General features: G+C 71.3%; 17 protein-coding genes and 1 riboswitch. Of the genes, 3 read left to right on the forward strand and 14 right to left on the reverse strand.

Annotated elements, in window-relative coordinates; all coding sequences use genetic code 11:
* Positions 1-9: 9 nt before the first annotated feature.
* The 3 genes from JLI01S_RS00440 to hisI are packed head-to-tail and all read right to left on the reverse strand — an operon-like array spanning position 10 to position 2548.
* The gene (locus tag JLI01S_RS00440; protein WP_068258448.1) at positions 10-600 is read right to left on the reverse strand and encodes a Trp biosynthesis-associated membrane protein; all 591 of its coding nucleotides are present in this window, start codon (positions 598-600) and stop codon (positions 10-12) included.
* A complete protein-coding gene (locus JLI01S_RS00445; protein WP_068258453.1) occupies positions 597-2168 on the reverse strand; it encodes an anthranilate synthase component I in 1572 nt (523 codons plus the stop codon). The genes JLI01S_RS00440 and JLI01S_RS00445 overlap by 4 nt, the downstream gene beginning before the upstream one ends.
* Positions 2165-2548: a phosphoribosyl-AMP cyclohydrolase gene (gene hisI, locus JLI01S_RS00450; protein WP_068258455.1), complete on the reverse strand. Its 384-nt coding sequence runs from the start codon at positions 2546-2548 to the stop codon at positions 2165-2167. Before hisI ends, JLI01S_RS00445 begins: the two co-directional genes overlap by 4 nt.
* A gap of 128 nt (positions 2549-2676) precedes the next feature.
* On the opposite strand from hisI, the gene JLI01S_RS00455 reads away from it, so the two are divergent.
* A complete protein-coding gene (locus JLI01S_RS00455) occupies positions 2677-3315 on the forward strand; it encodes a TIGR03085 family metal-binding protein (RefSeq protein ID WP_068258459.1) in 639 nt (212 codons plus the stop codon).
* Between the two features lie 4 nt (positions 3316-3319).
* On the opposite strand, the gene hisF is transcribed toward JLI01S_RS00455, so the two are convergent.
* Entirely contained in the window at positions 3320-4108 is a 789-nt protein-coding gene (gene hisF, locus JLI01S_RS00460) for an imidazole glycerol phosphate synthase subunit HisF (protein ID WP_068258461.1), read from the reverse strand.
* Between the two features lie 40 nt (positions 4109-4148).
* On the opposite strand from hisF, the gene JLI01S_RS00465 reads away from it, so the two are divergent.
* A complete protein-coding gene (locus JLI01S_RS00465) occupies positions 4149-4727 on the forward strand; it encodes a nucleoside/nucleotide kinase family protein (RefSeq protein WP_068258463.1) in 579 nt (192 codons plus the stop codon).
* On the opposite strand, the gene JLI01S_RS00470 is transcribed toward JLI01S_RS00465, so the two are convergent.
* Genes JLI01S_RS00470 through pnuC form a run of 4 tightly spaced genes read right to left on the reverse strand, consistent with a single transcriptional unit; the run spans position 4714 to position 6974 of the window.
* The gene (locus JLI01S_RS00470) at positions 4714-5082 is read right to left on the reverse strand and encodes a PH domain-containing protein (protein ID WP_068258464.1); all 369 of its coding nucleotides are present in this window, start codon (positions 5080-5082) and stop codon (positions 4714-4716) included. The genes JLI01S_RS00465 and JLI01S_RS00470 overlap by 14 nt on opposite strands.
* Before the next feature lie 53 nt (positions 5083-5135).
* Positions 5136-5975 (reverse strand): ATP phosphoribosyltransferase, encoded by an 840-nt coding sequence (hisG, locus tag JLI01S_RS00475; RefSeq protein ID WP_084349073.1) that lies wholly within the window; start codon positions 5973-5975, stop codon positions 5136-5138.
* A 10-nt stretch (positions 5976-5985) separates the two neighbouring features.
* On the reverse strand, positions 5986-6249 hold the full coding sequence (locus tag JLI01S_RS00480) for a phosphoribosyl-ATP diphosphatase (RefSeq protein WP_055995812.1): 264 nt from the start codon (positions 6247-6249) through the stop codon (positions 5986-5988).
* A gap of 11 nt (positions 6250-6260) precedes the next feature.
* Positions 6261-6974, reverse strand: a complete 714-nt coding sequence (gene pnuC, locus JLI01S_RS00485; protein WP_068258466.1) for a nicotinamide riboside transporter PnuC — start codon at positions 6972-6974, stop codon at positions 6261-6263.
* 16 nt (positions 6975-6990) lie between these two features.
* Positions 6991-7121: riboswitch (FMN riboswitch) on the reverse strand.
* A 76-nt stretch (positions 7122-7197) separates the two neighbouring features.
* Between pnuC and JLI01S_RS00490 the strand changes: the two genes are divergently transcribed.
* A complete protein-coding gene (locus tag JLI01S_RS00490) occupies positions 7198-7824 on the forward strand; it encodes a hypothetical protein (RefSeq protein WP_068258469.1) in 627 nt (208 codons plus the stop codon).
* Positions 7825-7999: 175 nt separating this feature from the next.
* On the opposite strand, the gene rpe is transcribed toward JLI01S_RS00490, so the two are convergent.
* The 6 genes from rpe to metK form a co-directional block, all read right to left on the reverse strand.
* On the reverse strand, positions 8000-8656 hold the full coding sequence (rpe, locus tag JLI01S_RS00495) for a ribulose-phosphate 3-epimerase (RefSeq protein ID WP_068258471.1): 657 nt from the start codon (positions 8654-8656) through the stop codon (positions 8000-8002).
* A 23-nt stretch (positions 8657-8679) separates the two neighbouring features.
* On the reverse strand, positions 8680-9063 hold the full coding sequence (locus JLI01S_RS00500) for a VOC family protein (protein ID WP_068258474.1): 384 nt from the start codon (positions 9061-9063) through the stop codon (positions 8680-8682).
* A gap of 1 nt (position 9064) precedes the next feature.
* Entirely contained in the window at positions 9065-10549 is a 1485-nt protein-coding gene (locus JLI01S_RS00505; protein WP_068258476.1) for an RsmB/NOP family class I SAM-dependent RNA methyltransferase, read from the reverse strand.
* Positions 10546-11478: a methionyl-tRNA formyltransferase gene (gene fmt / locus JLI01S_RS00510; RefSeq protein ID WP_068258478.1), complete on the reverse strand. Its 933-nt coding sequence runs from the start codon at positions 11476-11478 to the stop codon at positions 10546-10548. Before fmt ends, JLI01S_RS00505 begins: the two co-directional genes overlap by 4 nt.
* 116 nt (positions 11479-11594) lie before the next feature.
* The gene (locus JLI01S_RS00515) at positions 11595-13586 is read right to left on the reverse strand and encodes a primosomal protein N' family DNA-binding protein (protein WP_068258480.1); all 1992 of its coding nucleotides are present in this window, start codon (positions 13584-13586) and stop codon (positions 11595-11597) included.
* 60 nt (positions 13587-13646) lie between these two features.
* Positions 13647-14870, reverse strand: a complete 1224-nt coding sequence (gene metK, locus JLI01S_RS00520) for a methionine adenosyltransferase (protein ID WP_068258482.1) — start codon at positions 14868-14870, stop codon at positions 13647-13649.
* Positions 14871-14896: the final 26 nt, after the last annotated feature.

Here is a 14896-nt window from a genome sequence, read left to right on the forward strand (position 1 = left end):
GACGACAGGCTAGTCGACGCTCGGGTCGTCCCCGAGGGTGACCCGGTCCCAGTCGGAGTCCACGCGCTCGCCGCGCTCTCCGCTGACCGAGTCGGCGTCCGGATCGGTACCCGGCCGCTCGTACTTGCGGCCCAGACCGCCCCAGCGGCGCCCGCCGACGATGCCGCCCACGAGGGCGAGCAGCAGGATCAGTGCCGCCAAGATCGCGATCCATGGCCAGGCCGTGGCGGAGCCCGTGGACTCGAGGGTCGCCGTCCCACCGGAGTGGGTCGCGGCGGCGGTGCCGAGCACGTGCGGCGCATCGACGATGGCACGGACCGACAGTGCGGCCACCCCAGCGGCAACCAACCCCAGGATCGCCAGGGAGATCCAGCGCGCCACCCGGCCCGAGGTCGTCGCCGCGATCGCGGCGGCCATCGCCACCAGCGCCAGGCCGGCCAGTCCCGGCGCGGCCTCGGTGCCGATCGCAGAGGTGCGCACCGGTCCGGCCACCCCGTCGACGGTGCCGGTGATCCACTCGGCGCGGCCGGCGGCGAGCAGCACGATGCCGCCGGCGATCGCCAGCAGCACGACGACGAGCTTGCGACCCAGCAGCTTCATCGGGCGTCTCCGACCGGGCGGACCGCTCGCGCGGACGCGACCGCAGCCAGGGCGCTCCCCGCCTTGTGGACGGTCTCCTCCTGCTCGAGGCTCGGCACGGAGTCGGCGACGATCCCGGCGCCTGCCTGCACGTGGGCGACGCCGTCCTTGACCAGCGCCGTACGGATGGCGATCGCCATGTCCATGTCGCCGTGAAAGTCGAGGTAGCCGACGACTCCCCCGTAGATGCCGCGGCGACTGCGCTCGTACTGCTCGATGAGCTGGAGGGCACGCGGCTTCGGCGCCCCGGAGAGGGTGCCCGCCGGGAAGGTGGCCACGAGGACGTCGAAGGCGTCGACCCCCTTCGCCATCTCGCCGACGACGGTCGACTCGAGGTGGATGACATGGCTGTAGCGACGCAGGTTCATGAACTCGACGCAGTCGACCGTGCCGGCCGTGCAGACCCGCTGGAGGTCATTGCGTCCCAGGTCGACGAGCATGACGTGCTCGGAGCGCTCCTTGGGGTCCCCGATGAGGTCCTCCTCGAGCTGCAGGTCGTGCTCGAGCGACTTCCCGCGCGGACGCGTGCCCGCGATCGGGTGGGTGATGGCCCGCCGGCCCGTGACCTTGACGAGGGCCTCCGGCGAGGACCCGACGACCTCGTAGACCGAGCCGTCGGGGTGCGGCAGCCGCACGAAGTACATGTAGGGGCTGGGGTTGCTGCGGCGCAGAGCGCGGTAGACCTCGAGCGCGTCGACCGGGCAGGGCATGGAGAATCGCTGGGAGAGGACGACCTGGAAGACCTCGCCCGCGCGGATGTCCTCCTTGGCCTGCTCGACGATCTCCTCGAAGCGTTCGACGCTCACATCGCTGGTCACCTCGGTCCGGGCCGCCGCGACCAGGTCCGGGTCGACGGTCGCCACGGTGCTGGGTGCGGGTGCGGCCAGCCGCTCGGTCATCGAGTCAAGGCGCTCGACGGCGTCCTGCCACGCCTCCTCGACCCGCTCGTCGGTGTCGTCGTAGTTGACGACATTGGCGACAAGCAGGAGCGAGCCGTCGCTGTGGTCCAGCACTGCCACATCGGTGGCGAGCATCATGCCCAGCTCCGGCACGCCCAGGACGTCGGGGAGCTCGGACGGCACCTTTTCCCAGCGACGGACGGCGTCGTAGGAGATGGCACCGACCATCCCACCGGTCAGCGACGGCAACCCGTCGATCGGGTCGGTGGACAGTGCCTCGAGGGTGGCGCGCAGGGCTGCGGTCGGGTCGCCGTCGGTGGGGACACCGACCGGCGGCTCGCCGATCCAGTGGGCCTGCCCGTCGAGCTCGGTGAGCGTGGCACGGCTCTGCGCGCCGATGATCGACCACCGCGACCAGACCCCACCGTGCTCAGCGGACTCCAGCAGGAAGGTGCCCGGTGCGTCACCGGCGAGCTTGCGGTACACGCCGACGGGTGTCTCACCATCGGCGACGAGGCGCCGCACCACGGGCACCACCCGGCGATCGCGCGCCAGGACCTGGAAGGTGTCGAGGTCCGGCCAGGTACGCCCGGGCGTCAGGTCGGGCAGCGCCGTCTCAGCGGCGGTCATCGCGACTCCCCCACGACGGCCCCGAGGTCCCCGGCATCGAAGCAGGTGTGGTCGCCGGTGTGGCACGCGGCGCCCACCTGGTCGACCCGCACGAGCAGGGCATCCCCGTCGCAGTCGATCGCGACCGAACGCACGTGCTGGACGTGCCCGGACGTGTCCCCCTTGCGCCAGTACTCCTGACGGCTGCGGGACCAGAAGGTCACCCGCCCGCCGGTCAGGGTGCGGTGCACGGCCTCGTCGTCCATCCACCCGAGCATGAGCACCTCACCGGTGTCGTGCTGCTGGATGATGGCCGCGACGAGGCCGGCGGAGTCGCGGCGCAGCCGGGTCGCGAGCTGCTCGGGCAGGGGCGAGGACGAAGGGGTGGACACCCTTGGCATTCTGGCACTTCCTCCACAGGCGACGACGAACCGCCCACGCGGCCACCCTTCCCGCGCATCGCCCTGCCGTCCGCTCGGGGTTACGCTGCACAGTCAGTCACCACTCCTCTCTCCCTCTCGGAGGCCCGATGATCCGCCACGCCCGCGCCGAGCGCTCTGCCCTGTGCGACACCCTCCTGCGGGTGGGGCCGGACGTCTCCACGCTGTGTGGCGACTGGACCAGCGCCGATCTGCTGGCCCATCTCCTCGTCCGGGAGGGCCGACCTGACCAGGCCGCCGGGATCCTCGCAGCGCCGCTCGCAGGCCGCACCGAGGCAGCGATGGCCGCGCTGCTGCGGGACAACGACTTCGAGACGCTCGTGGAGCGGTTGCGCAAGGGACCGCCGCGCTGGCATCCGATGAGCCTCCCCCTGGTCGACGAGCAGGCCAACCTCGTCGAGATGTTCGTCCACCACGAGGACGTCCTGCGGGCGGATCTGGGCGCCCCGCGGCGCTCATTGGACCCGGCCATGGTCTCCGCGTTGGGTGACCGCCTCGCCGTCATGGCCAAGATGCTCTTCCGCCGGACCACGGGTGCCGACCTCGAGCTCGTCACGGCCAAGCGCCGCACGCGGGTCGGGTCCGGCAAGGGTCCGGTCGTGGAGATCCACGGCCGCCCCGGCGAGATCATCCTCTTCGGTTTCGGCCGCCAGGCCGTGGCGGAGGTCGAGCTCATCGGGCCTCCGGAGGCCGTCGAGGTCGTGCGCACCACCCGCTACGGCGTCTGACCCCTCAGTCGGCTCGTCCCCGACGCACCGGGTAACCGCTGGCGTCGAGAGCGTCCTTGGCCTCACCGATCGAGACCTCGCCGAAGTGGAAGATGCTGGCGGCGAGGACCGCGTCGGCGCCCGCCTCGACTGCGGGCGGCATGTGCGCGGCCGAGCCGGCACCTCCGCTCGCGATGACCGGGATGCTCACCTCGGCGCGCACGGCCCGGATGAGCTCGAGGTCGAAGCCTGCCTTGGTGCCGTCGGCGTCCATGGAGTTGAGCAGGATCTCGCCCGCCCCCAGCTGCGCCGCGCGCGCGCACCACTCGATGGCGTCGACGCCGGTGCGCGTCCGTCCGCCGTGGGTGGTGACCTCGAAGCCTCCTGCGAGGGAGCCGTCTGCGGCGGTGCGACGGCGCACATCGGCCGAGAGCACCAGGACCTGGGCACCGAAGCGGTCGGCCACCTCGCTGATCAGCTCGGGCCGGTTGATCGCGGCCGTGTTGACGCCGACCTTGTCCGCGCCACAGCGCAGGAGTCGGTCGACGTCCTCGACGGTGCGCACTCCCCCGCCCACCGTGAGCGGGATGAAGACCTCCTCCGCGGTGCGGGTCACGACGTCATAGGTCGTCGAGCGGTCGGAGCTGCTCGCGGTCACGTCGAGGAAGGTCAGCTCGTCGGCGCCCTCGCGCCCGTACCGTCGAGCGAGCTCGACGGGGTCGCCCGCGTCACGCAGGTTTTCGAAGTTGACGCCCTTGACGACCCGTCCGGCGTCGACGTCGAGGCAGGGGATGACACGCACGGCGAGAGACACACGGGCAGCCTACCGAGAGCGACGGATACGCTTCGGCGCGATGTCGCCCCTCGAGCAGATCCTCGCCCACGCCGCCGCCGGCCCACCCTCCTGCGGCGTCGTCCGCGTCATTGCGATCGACGGGCGCAGCGGGTCAGGCAAGACCTCGCTCGCTGGTGAGGTGGCTCGGGAGTGGGGAGCCCCGGTCGTCTCGATGGATGCGATCTATCCCGGTTGGTCGGGCCTCGCCGCCGCCACTCCCCTGCTGGTCACCCACGTCCTGCAGCCGCTGGCCGAGGGCGGGCACCCCGTCGTCCCCACCTGGGACTGGCTCGCCGACCGGTCGGGGCCGGTCCTGCCCCTGGGCGTCGACGATCGGTTGGTCATCGAGGGATGCGGGTCGAGCGTCGGTGCGGCAGCACGCCTCGAGGGCACGCGGGTGTGGCTCGACGGTCCCGCGGACCTGCGTCGCCAGCGTGCGCTCGACCGCGACGGCGCGGTCTTCGCCGAGCACTGGGAGATGTGGGCGGAGCAGGAGGCAGCCCTCTTCGCCGCTGATCGCACCCGCGAGCGAGCCCACCTCACGTTCGGGATGTCCCCCGCAGGGGGACCCGTCGACGATCGACCTACCGGCCGATGAGATCGGCGAGGCGCTGCGCCTCGTCGATGGACCCCGCACCGTCGGATCGCTGGATCGCCATGACCGCCACGTCCATCCCGTCGGCCAGGTCGAGCCGGGGCCAGGGCATCCCCTGGGAGAAGCGGACGGCCGTGATGTCCTCCCACGCCACCAGCTCGCCCGGGCCGAGGTTGCGCACCCAGAGCCCCTCGGCTGTCGGTCGCGCGTGGATCGTCGCGTAGCGAGTCATGAAGACGGCGACACCGCCCCCGATCAGGACACACGTGACGCGGTCCATGATCCCGAAGCGCTCAGGCATCGCGATGGCCAGCACGACCGAGCCCACGAGGATCGCCGCGCCGAGGGTGGCCGACACGACTCGACCTCGGGTGGGGCGGAAGGTGGGAGCGCTCGCCCTGTCCGGCAGTGTCAAAGTCGGCACGCGGAGATCTCGGTGACCAGGATCGCCCGCGCGCCCAGGTCGTAGAGCTCGTCCATGATCCGGTTGGTCCGACCCCGCGGGACCATCGAGCGCACGGCACACCAGCGCTCGTCGTGCAGGGTGCTGACCGTCGGCGACTCGAGGCCCGGCGTCAGCTGCACGGCCTGCTCCACGAGCTCCGCGGGGCAGTCGTAGTCGAGGAGCACGTACTCGCGGGCGGTCACGACACCCTTGATGCGGCGGTGGAGCACATCGATGCCGGCCTCGCTGGCGTCGCTGCGGCGGATGAGCACCGCCTCGCTGCGCAGGATCGGCTCACCGAAGACCTCCAGACCCTGCTGGCGAAGCGTGGTTCCCGTCTCGACGACATCCGCGATGGCGTCGGCGACGCCGAGCGTGATGGCGGTCTCGACGGCTCCGTCCAGACGCACGACCTCCGCGGTGACCCCCTTCGCCGCCAGGTGGTCACGCACGAGGCCGGAGTACGAGGTCGCCACCCGGCGCCCGTCGAGGTCGGCCGCGCTGCTCGCCTCACCGGGACGGCCCGCGAAGCGGAAGGTCGACCCGCCGAAGCCCAGGCCCATGACCTCGGTGGCTGCGGACCCGGAGTCCAGGAGCAGGTCGCGACCGGTGATGCCGGCGTCGACCTGGCCCTTGCCGACGTACAGCGCGACATCCCGCGGACGCAGGTAGAAGAACTCGACGTCGTTGTCCGGGTCGGCGACGATCAGCTCCTTGCTGTCGCGGCGGACGCGGTATCCCGACTCGCGGAGCATCTCGACGGCGGGTTCGGACAGGGAGCCCTTGTTGGGCACAGCGATGCGCACGGCGGTCCTCTCAGAGGTGGGTGTAGACGTCTTCGACGGTGAGGCCACCGTCGATCATCAACACCTGCAGGTGGTAGAGCAGCTGACTGATCTCCTCGGCCAGCTCCTCCTTGCTCTCGTACTCCGCCGCCATCCAGACCTCGGCGGCCTCTTCGACGATCTTTTTGCCGATGGCATGGGTCCCGGCGTCCAGCTGCGCCACGGTGCCCGATCCCTCCGGCCGCTCGGCGGCCTTGCGGGAGAGTTCGTCGAAGAGGGTCTCGAAGGTCTTCACGGGAGTCCAGCCTAGTTCGCTGGTGACGGTGCGCCGCCCGCGGGTTCACCGTCCGGACGCTCGATGCGTGAGGCGCGCAGCCAGACGAAGAAGCCGTAGAGCACGAAGGCGGCGTAGATCGCGTACAGGACGGCGGTGGGCAGGTAGTCGCTGTGCCACAGCAGGGGCACGCCGACGAGGTCGACCCCGATCCAGATGAGCCAGAACTCGTTCCAGCCCCGCGCCATGGCGTAGGTCGCCAGCAGCGAGCCCATGAAGATCCAGGCGTCGGCGACGTGGTACCACCTCGGGGCAGGCCAGCCGGCACCGAGCATGGAGAAGACCTGTTGCACGACGACGACCCCGATGACCATCGTCACCGCGAGCCCCACCCGCTCGGCCCAGGTCGCCCAGCGCGGAGTGATCGCGTGCGCGTGTCCGGAGTGGTCGGCCTGCTTGACCTGTCGCCAGCGCCACCAGCCGTAGAGCGAGGTGATGATGAAGAAGATCTGGCGGGCGGACTGCCCGAAGAGCGGCGCCTTGTCGTCGACACCCATCGTGACGCCGATGTAGACGAAGAAGAGGATCGCGTTGCCGACGATCCCGATGGGCCAGGCCCACACCTTGCGCAGCATCCCGCCGACCGCCGAGGCGAGGCCGAAGGAGATCCCGATGACCTCCATGAGCGAGAGGCGATAGCCGGCGATGTCGACGCCGGCCGAGTAGATCCATTCGATGATGGACATGCGTCGTCCTTGTCCGCACGCGCCGCTCTCATCCGGACTTTGACCGTCGGCCCCGGGGTTCTGGACCGGAGTTCACCGTCTGCCTCAGCAGCCGGGTCGCGGGCTCTCACCGCCGGTTCGGATTTTCACCGAGTCACGTGGCACGTGCAGGGATATTGTGCGAAGGGCGGGACCTCCAGGCAATTCCGCGGTTCCGTGATGCGCGACACGATAGGTTCGGCTGGTGGACCTGACCGAGGAGACCTTCCGTGATCTGGCCCGCACCTCACCGTGGCGCTGGCGCTCGGTCCACCTCGTCCGCGAGTCCGAGGGCCCCCCGAGCGTGCGCGGCGTGGAGGCCTGGATCCGGCGCCCCGACCTGATGCTCGTCGTCGACGAGGGGACCCACGTGGTGCGAGGCGCGACTGACGAGGTCGAGGCTGAGCGAGGGACCGATCCCATGTGGGAGTCCTACGACTGGGTCGCCATGCTCGCGCCCGTCGAGCTGGCCGATGGCGAGGACGACCGTCCCGGCACGACACTCACCGACCTGCGCCAGTCGCAGCGGCGTGGGCGGCTCACGTGGTGGACGAGGGCCGTGCCGACGGACGCCTACTGGCCGCGGTGCGGGTGCTGCCCCCTGCTGTGGTCGGAGGTCTCGGACCGCAACGAGTACGGCAGCGACGACACTCCCTTCGTCCCGACGGCGGACTACCCGACCTCCTACGAGGTGGCGCTCGACGTCGAGAGCGGTATCTGCGTGGAGGTCTCCCATGTCGGTGGGGACCGCCCGTCGCCCGACCTCGATGTGACGATCCTCGCCGTCAATGAGGAGTACCCGGACGCCCTCTTCGTGGGGCCGAGCATCTGACCCCACGGGGACCAAGGGTGTTCGTCCCCGTGGGCGGGGACCAAGGGTGTTCGTCCCCGTGGGCGGGGACCAAGGGTGTTCGTCCCCGTGGGCGGGGACCAAGGGTGTCCCCGCCCACCACCGTCAGCCCATCACACCGGGACGGAGCGCCCCCTTCGAGCTCCCGCCGGCGCGGTCAGTGCACGTGACGCTGGGCGAGCTCACGCAGCGCGTCGACCGCGGTGGCAGCCGACTCGGCCCCGTAGACCGCCGACCCGGCGACGAAGACATCGGCGCCGGCCTCGGCGCACTGCTCGATGGTCTTGGCCGAGACGCCGCCGTCGACCTGGATCCAGATCTCGCCGCCGTGCTTCTTGACCGCCTCGCGCACCTGCGCGACCTTGGCCATCTGGTCGGCCATGAAGGACTGCCCGCCGAACCCGGGCTCCACGGTCATCACCAGCACCATGTCGAGCTCAGGCAGCAGCTCCTCGTAGGGAGCGAAGGGAGTGCCGGGCTTGATCGCCATGCTCGCCCGAGCGCCCTGGGCCCGGATGTCACGCGCCAGCGTCACCGGGTCCTTGGCCGCCTCGATGTGGAAGGTGACGCTCTGAGCGCCGGCCTCGGCGTACGGCGGCGCCCACCGGTCGGGGTCCTCGATCATCAGGTGGCAGTCGATCGGGATGGGGCTGACCTTGAGCAGCGACTCGACGACCGGCAGGCCGAGGGTGAGGTTGGGGACGAAGTGGGCGTCCATGACGTCCACGTGCGCCCAGTCGGCGTTGCTGATCGCGCCCAGCTCGGACTGCAGGTTGGCGAAGTCGGCGGACAGGATGCTCGGGGAGATCTGCACGGGGGTTCCTTGTTGGGTGCGGGTCAGGCGGTGTGGATGGACAGGATGTTGCCGACGGTGTCGTCGATCTGGAAGTGCAGCCCGAGGACGTCCTTGGTCAGCTCCTCGTGGAAGGTCACATCGCCGCGGGCCGTGAGCCGGCGGTACTCGAGCTCGGCGTCAGGGACTCCCAGCATGATCGCGGAGTGGCCCTCACGGTGCTCCTGCTCGCAGTAGGCACGCGTCACGGGATCCACGATGGGCTCGAGGACGATCTGGCAGCCCTGCTCCCACCCGGTGCTCGGTCCGAGGATGTACAGCTCCTGGTCGGGCACGACGACGACCTCGCTCAGCCCGAGGACCTCGGTGTAGAAGGCATGGGCGCGGACCGGGTCGGTGACGTGCACGCCCGTGACGATGGGCCTCATCTCAGGCCTTCTTGCGCAGCAGCGCGAGGAACATGCCGTCGGTGCCGTGCAGGTGCGGCCACAGCTGCGCGTGCGGACCATCGCCGAGGCCGGTGAGCGTCGCGATGGCTGCCGCGGACAGCTGCTCACGCGCGTCGAGGACCTCGACATCAGCACGCTTCTTGAGCACATCGCGCACGACGAACGTCGTCTCCGACAGGTGCGGGCTGCACGTCGCGTAGGCGATGACCCCACCGGGCCGGGTGGCGTCGATCCCCGCTGTGAGCAGGTCTCGCTGCAGCGGGCCGAGCCCGACGAGGTCGCCGGGCTGCCGACGCCACCGCGCCTCCGGCCGACGGCGCAGGGCACCGAGCCCGGTGCACGGCGCGTCGACGAGCACCCGGTCGTAGGTCTGCGGTTCGTCCTCGCCGACCTCGCGCCCGTCGCCGGAACGCACGACGAGCTCACGACCGTGGTCCCTGGCCTTGACCATCGCAGCCCGCAGGCTCTGGCGCACCAGCTCCGTGCGGTGCTCGCTCACCTCGTTGGCGACGAGGTCGGCGCCCTGTCGCAGGGCGAGCGCGGCCAGCAGGCCGGCCTTGCCGCCGGGCCCCGCGCACAGGTCCAGCCAGCGCTCGGGGGCCCCGTTGGCATGCTCGGCGACCGGAACAGCGGCCAGAGCGAGAGCCAGCAGCTGGCTCCCTTCGTCCTGGACCGCAGCGCGGCCCTCGCGGACCGCGTCGATGCTGCCGGGGTCACCGCTCTCGAGCTCGGCGGCGAAGGGGGACCACCGTCCGGGCTGTGCGCCGGCGGCAAGCAGCTCGTCGACCTCGCACAGGCCGGGACGGGCGATGAGCGAGACCTCGGCCGGGATGTTGTGCGCCTCGAGCACCTGGTCGAGGACGTCGTCCGCGTCGTCCTTGGTCGCGACGCCGTGGCCGATCAGTGCCTGACGCAGCGCCTTGATGACCCACACGGGGTGGGAGCGGGAGACGGCGAGTCGCTCGACGACCGGCTCGGTCGGGGTGACGAGCTCGAGCCACTCCTCCCGGCTGCGCTCGCCGATGCGGCGCATGACGGCGTTGACCAGGCCAGCGGCGCCCTGGCCTGCGGCAGAGCGCGCGAGGGCGACGGACTGGTCGGCGGCTGCGTGCTCGGGGACGCGCATGCCGAGGACCTGGTGGGCACCCATCCGCAGGACGTCGAGGACTCCCCCGTCGAGCTGCCCGACGGGTCGTTGCGAGGCGTGGGCGATGACCGCGTCGTAGAGGCCCTGCATGCGCAGGGTGCCGTAAGTCAGCTCGGTGGCGAAGGCGGCGTCGCGCCCACTCAGGCGTGCCCGGCGTAACGCCTTGGGCAGCTCCAGGTTGGCGTAGGCGCCGTCCGTGGAGACGGCTCGCAGCACCTGCTGGGCGGTCGAGCGAGGCAGGTCTGCCCGGCGCGCTCGCGCGGAGGGCGCCGTCCGCGACTTCTGGCGCGGTCCCCTGTGGTGGTTCTCGGATGTCATGCCGTCTCCTCTCCGAGGTGGTCCCCGGACTCGATGCGCACCCCGCGGGCCCAGTCGGCGGCCGCCATCGGCTTCTTGCCCACGGGGGTCACCTCGCCCAAGCGCACGGCGCGGTCGGCCGTGCCGACGAGGACCTCACGCTTGCGGGCATCGATGGACCCGATGGGCAGCTGCTCGTCGGTGATGGTGACGGGTCCGACCTTGAGGCGCTCCCCGCGGAAGGTCGTCCACGCGCCCGGCTCGGGGGTGCATCCGCGGATGCGCCGGTCGACGGCCAGGGCGGGGTGCGTCAGGTCGATGTGCGCGTCCTCGACGCTCAGCTTGGCCGCGTGGCTGATGCCCTCACTCGGCTGCGCCTGTGGCTCGAGGTCGCCCGTGGCGATCCCGTCCATCGTCGCCAGCAGCAGCGGAGCCCCCGCATCGGCAAGCCGATCGAGCAGGGTGCCCGAGGTGTCGTCGGGACGGATCCGCTCGGTCATCGTGCCGAAGACCGGCCCGGTGTCGAGCCCGGTCTCGATGAGGAAGGTGCTGGCACCGGTGATCTCGTCGCCGGACATCAGGGCGCGTTGGGCCGGGGCGGCTCCGCGCCAGGCAGGCAGCAGGGAGAAGTGCAGGTTGACCCACCCGTGCGCGGGGATGTCCAGGGCCTCGGCGGGCAGCAGGGCTCCGTAGGCGACGACCGGGCAGCAGTCGGGCGCCAGCTCACGCAGGCGCGCGAGGAACTGCGGGTCCCTGGGGCTGCCCGGGGTGAGGACCTCGAGACCGGCCTCCTGCGCGACCACCTTGATCGGCGAGGGCTCGAGCTTGCGGCCGCGGCCCACCCTGGCATCGGGTCGGGTGACGACGGCGACCACCTCGTGGTCGGAGTCGAGCAGGGCACGAAGGGAGGGGACGGCGACCTGAGGGGTCCCGGCAAAGATCAGTCGCACGGGGCCGAGTCTAGGTGGCCCGCCGTGGCGCCGGCATCCGCGGCCGGCCGGGCGCCGACCACTCCTGCGCATGTCGGGCCACAGGTGCCTCGAACCTGAGCCCGACTCCGACGACCTCAGCCCGTCGTGAGGTGTCCGACCTTGACCGAGGTCAGGTCGGAGGTCTTGCGCGCGCTCTCCCCTGCGCGCACGTCCTTGAGGGCGGCGGCGACGAGCGGCCCGTCGGCGAAGGGGGCGGTGACGACCACTCGACGCCGACGGTCGGATCCGGGGACGGGCAGCGGGCCCAGGAGCGCGGCTGCCGACGAGACGCCCCGCACGGACTGCTCGATCGACTCGATCCGCTGACGGTCGGTGACGATCTCGGCGCTCCACGTCGTGGGCGGGAGCGACAGCTCCGCTCGCTCCGCGAGCTCACGGGCTGCGAACCACTCGGGGTCCCACCGCACGAGTGCCTCCACGGCAGGGATCGTCACGTGCGAGGGCGCCCCGCAGAGCACCACCACTCCCCCGTCCACCCATGACCGGGCCAGCCCGGACGCGGCGAACCATCGGCGCACGGCCTCCTCCGAGGCCCTCAGGTCGGGGCGGTCGAGGCTGGCCCAGGCATCCAGGAGCAGGACTGCGGCATAGCCTCCGGTCGCCACCGGCTCGGCCCCCGGCGTCGCGACGACGATCGCCGGCTCTGCGCCGACGACCTCGCGCACCTCGCCGGCGCCCGAGGTGATGACCTTGGTGCCGGGGAATGACCGACCGATCTCCTCCGCGGTGCGGCGAGCCCCGATGATCCCGGCTCGGAGCCGGTCACCGTCGCAGTGGGGACAGAGGAAGCCGCGCGGGGATCGTCCGCACCACCCGCACTCGGGCGGGCGGTCTGGTGCAGGCAGCGCGAGGGGGCCCTGGCACTCCGGGCATCGGGCCGGTGCCCGGCAGGTGGCGCAGGACATCGCGGGCAGGTATCCCCGCCGAGGCACCTGGATCAGGACCGGCCCGCTCGCCAGTCCTGCTGCTGCGGCCCGGTGCGCCGATGACGGGATGTGCGCACGAGCACCCGGCCCATCCCGCTCCTCGTCGACCCCCTCGCCCGCGATGAGGACCCGCGGCGCCTCACGTCGCGGGGTCGATCCTCCGACGAGGTGGACGCGCCCGGCGTCGACGAGCGCCGCGACATCGGTCGACATCGCCAGACCGGCAGCGAGGAGCGCGCAGCCCTCGACATCGGCACGGGTCATCAGCACGTCGCGGACGTGCGTGTAGGGGGATCGGGGTTCCTGGTGCAGGTCGTCGCCGTCGTCCCACCACGCGACGAGCCCGAGGTCCTGCACGGGTGCGTAGGCGGCGGCGCGGGTCCCGACGACGATGCGCACGTGGCCGCGCAGCACCTTGAGCCATGCCGTGTAACGAGCCTGCGGCCCCTGGTCCGCTGTCAGGCGGACGTGCTGACCGGCGCCCAGCAGCTCGGTCAGCGCAGCGTCGACCCGGGCGAGGTCACGCTGGTCAGGGACGACGATGACGCTCCCCCGGTCGGACAGCAGGGCACCGCGAGCGGCCTCGGCCAAGGCCATCGGCCAGTCCGTCTCCGGTGGGCGCGACGGACCGGCGACCCAGGCCGCCCGCGGCGACTCGCCAGCAGCGACCCGCGACCACCACGCCGACCCTGCTCGGTAGCCGGCCCACACCTCTGGTGCCGCAATGGGCTGGGGGGTGTCATCCCCTTCGACCGGCTCCCTCACCGTCGCGGGGCGGGGCTCCGGCGGCTCCAGCGGCAGGGCCTTCTCCGCACGCGCGTGACGCGGAGGGATGGCCAGGCGCAGGACATCCATGACGGTGCCGGCCTGGTGGCGGGAGACGCGACGGGCCAGCTCAAGCACCTGCGGGGTGAGGACCTGCTCCGGGGAGACGACCGTGCGGATCGGGGCGAGACGGCCCGTGTGCTCGGCGACATCGGTGCGCTCGACGACATACCCCGCGAGATCACGTCCGGCGAAGCGCGCCTTGACGCGTACCCCCGGCGCAGCCGCCTCGTCGAGCTCTTCGGGCACCAGGTACTCGAAGGGCCGGTCCAGATGGACCAGCCCTGAGTCGATGAGTACCTGGGCGATGCGCACGGGGACAAACGTATCCGGGCGGGGTGTCAACGACACCCCGCCCGGTCAGTTGGCTGTGGATCAGGCGCGGGCTGCGGCCTGCAGCGCCTCGACCTTGTTGATCTGCTCCCACGGGAAGGCATTGTCGTACCCGGCGGCCTCGGTGCGACCGAAGTGGCCGTACGCGGCGGTCGGCGCGTAGATCGGGCGGAGCAGGTCCAGCTCCTCGACGATGGCCAGGGGCCGCAGGTCGAAGACGGCGTCGACCGCCGCCTGGATCTTGTCGACGGCGACCTTTTCGGTGCCGAAGGTCTCGATGTACAGGCCCACCGGCTGGGCGGCGCCGATCGCGTACGCGACCTGGACCTCGCAGCGCCCGGCGAGGTCGGCGGCGACGACATTCTTGGCGACCCAGCGCATGGCGTAGGCGGCGGAGCGGTCGACCTTGGAGGGGTCCTTGCCGGAGAAGGCACCGCCACCGTGACGGGCCATGCCGCCGTAGGTGTCCACGATGATCTTGCGGCCGGTCAGACCCGCGTCGCCCATGGGGCCCCCGATGACGAACTTGCCGGTGGGATTGATCAGGCTGCGGTAGTCGGAGGTGTCGAGCTCGACGCCGGAGTCCTTGAGCGCAGCCATGACCGGCTCGAAGACGTGCTTCTGGATGTCCTGCGGCAGCTGGCGCTCGTGGTCGATCTCGGCGGCGTGCTGGGTCGAGAGCACGACGGTGTCCAGGCGCACGGCCCGGTCACCGTCGTAGTCGATGGTCACCTGGGTCTTGCCGTCAGGCCGCAGGTAGTCCAGCTCGCCGGACTTGCGCACCTCGGTCAGCCGCTGGGAGAGCCGGTGTGCCAGGAAGATCGGCAACGGCATCAGCTCTGGGGTGTCCTCGCAGGCGTAGCCGAACATCAGGCCCTGGTCGCCGGCGCCCTGCTTGTCCTTGGGGTCGACGCCACCCGTGCGGTTTTCGTACGCGGTGTCGACGCCCTGGGCGATGTCCGGGCTCTGCTGACCGATGGAGATCGAGACGCCGCAGGTGCGTCCGTCGAAGCCCTTGTCGGAGGAGTCGTAGCCGACGCCGTCAGCGATGACCTTGCGCACGAGCTTGGGGATCTCGACATAGGACTCGGTGGTGACCTCGCCGGCGACGTGCACCAGACCGGTCGTCACCATCGTCTCCACGGCGACCCGGCTGCGCGGGTCCTGCTCGAGCATGGCGTCGAGGATCGAGTCGGAGATCTGGTCACAGATCTTGTCGGGGTGACCCTCGGTCACCGACTCGGAGGTGAAGAGACGTCCGGACACGCAGAACTCCCAGGCTCGTGGATGGA

It is taken from the genome of Janibacter limosus NBRC 16128, assembly GCF_001570985.1.
Lineage (GTDB): Bacteria > Actinomycetota > Actinomycetes > Actinomycetales > Dermatophilaceae > Janibacter > Janibacter limosus.

Bases quoted from the DNA above. Each gene is read 5' to 3' on its own strand.
- JLI01S_RS00440 (WP_068258448.1), bottom strand. From the start codon at position 600: ATGAAGCTGCTGGGTCGCAAGCTCGTCGTCGTGCTGCTGGCGATCGCC.
- JLI01S_RS00445 (WP_068258453.1), bottom strand. From the start codon at position 2,168: ATGACCGCCGCTGAGACGGCGCTGCCCGACCTGACGCCCGGGCGTACC.
- hisI (WP_068258455.1), bottom strand. From the start codon at position 2,548: ATGCCAAGGGTGTCCACCCCTTCGTCCTCGCCCCTGCCCGAGCAGCTC.
- JLI01S_RS00455 (WP_068258459.1), top strand. From the start codon at position 2,677: ATGATCCGCCACGCCCGCGCCGAGCGCTCTGCCCTGTGCGACACCCTC.
- JLI01S_RS00465 (WP_068258463.1), top strand. From the start codon at position 4,149: ATGTCGCCCCTCGAGCAGATCCTCGCCCACGCCGCCGCCGGCCCACCC.
- pnuC (WP_068258466.1), bottom strand. From the start codon at position 6,974: ATGTCCATCATCGAATGGATCTACTCGGCCGGCGTCGACATCGCCGGC.
- JLI01S_RS00500 (WP_068258474.1), bottom strand. From the start codon at position 9,063: ATGAGGCCCATCGTCACGGGCGTGCACGTCACCGACCCGGTCCGCGCC.
- JLI01S_RS00505 (WP_068258476.1), bottom strand. From the start codon at position 10,549: ATGACATCCGAGAACCACCACAGGGGACCGCGCCAGAAGTCGCGGACG.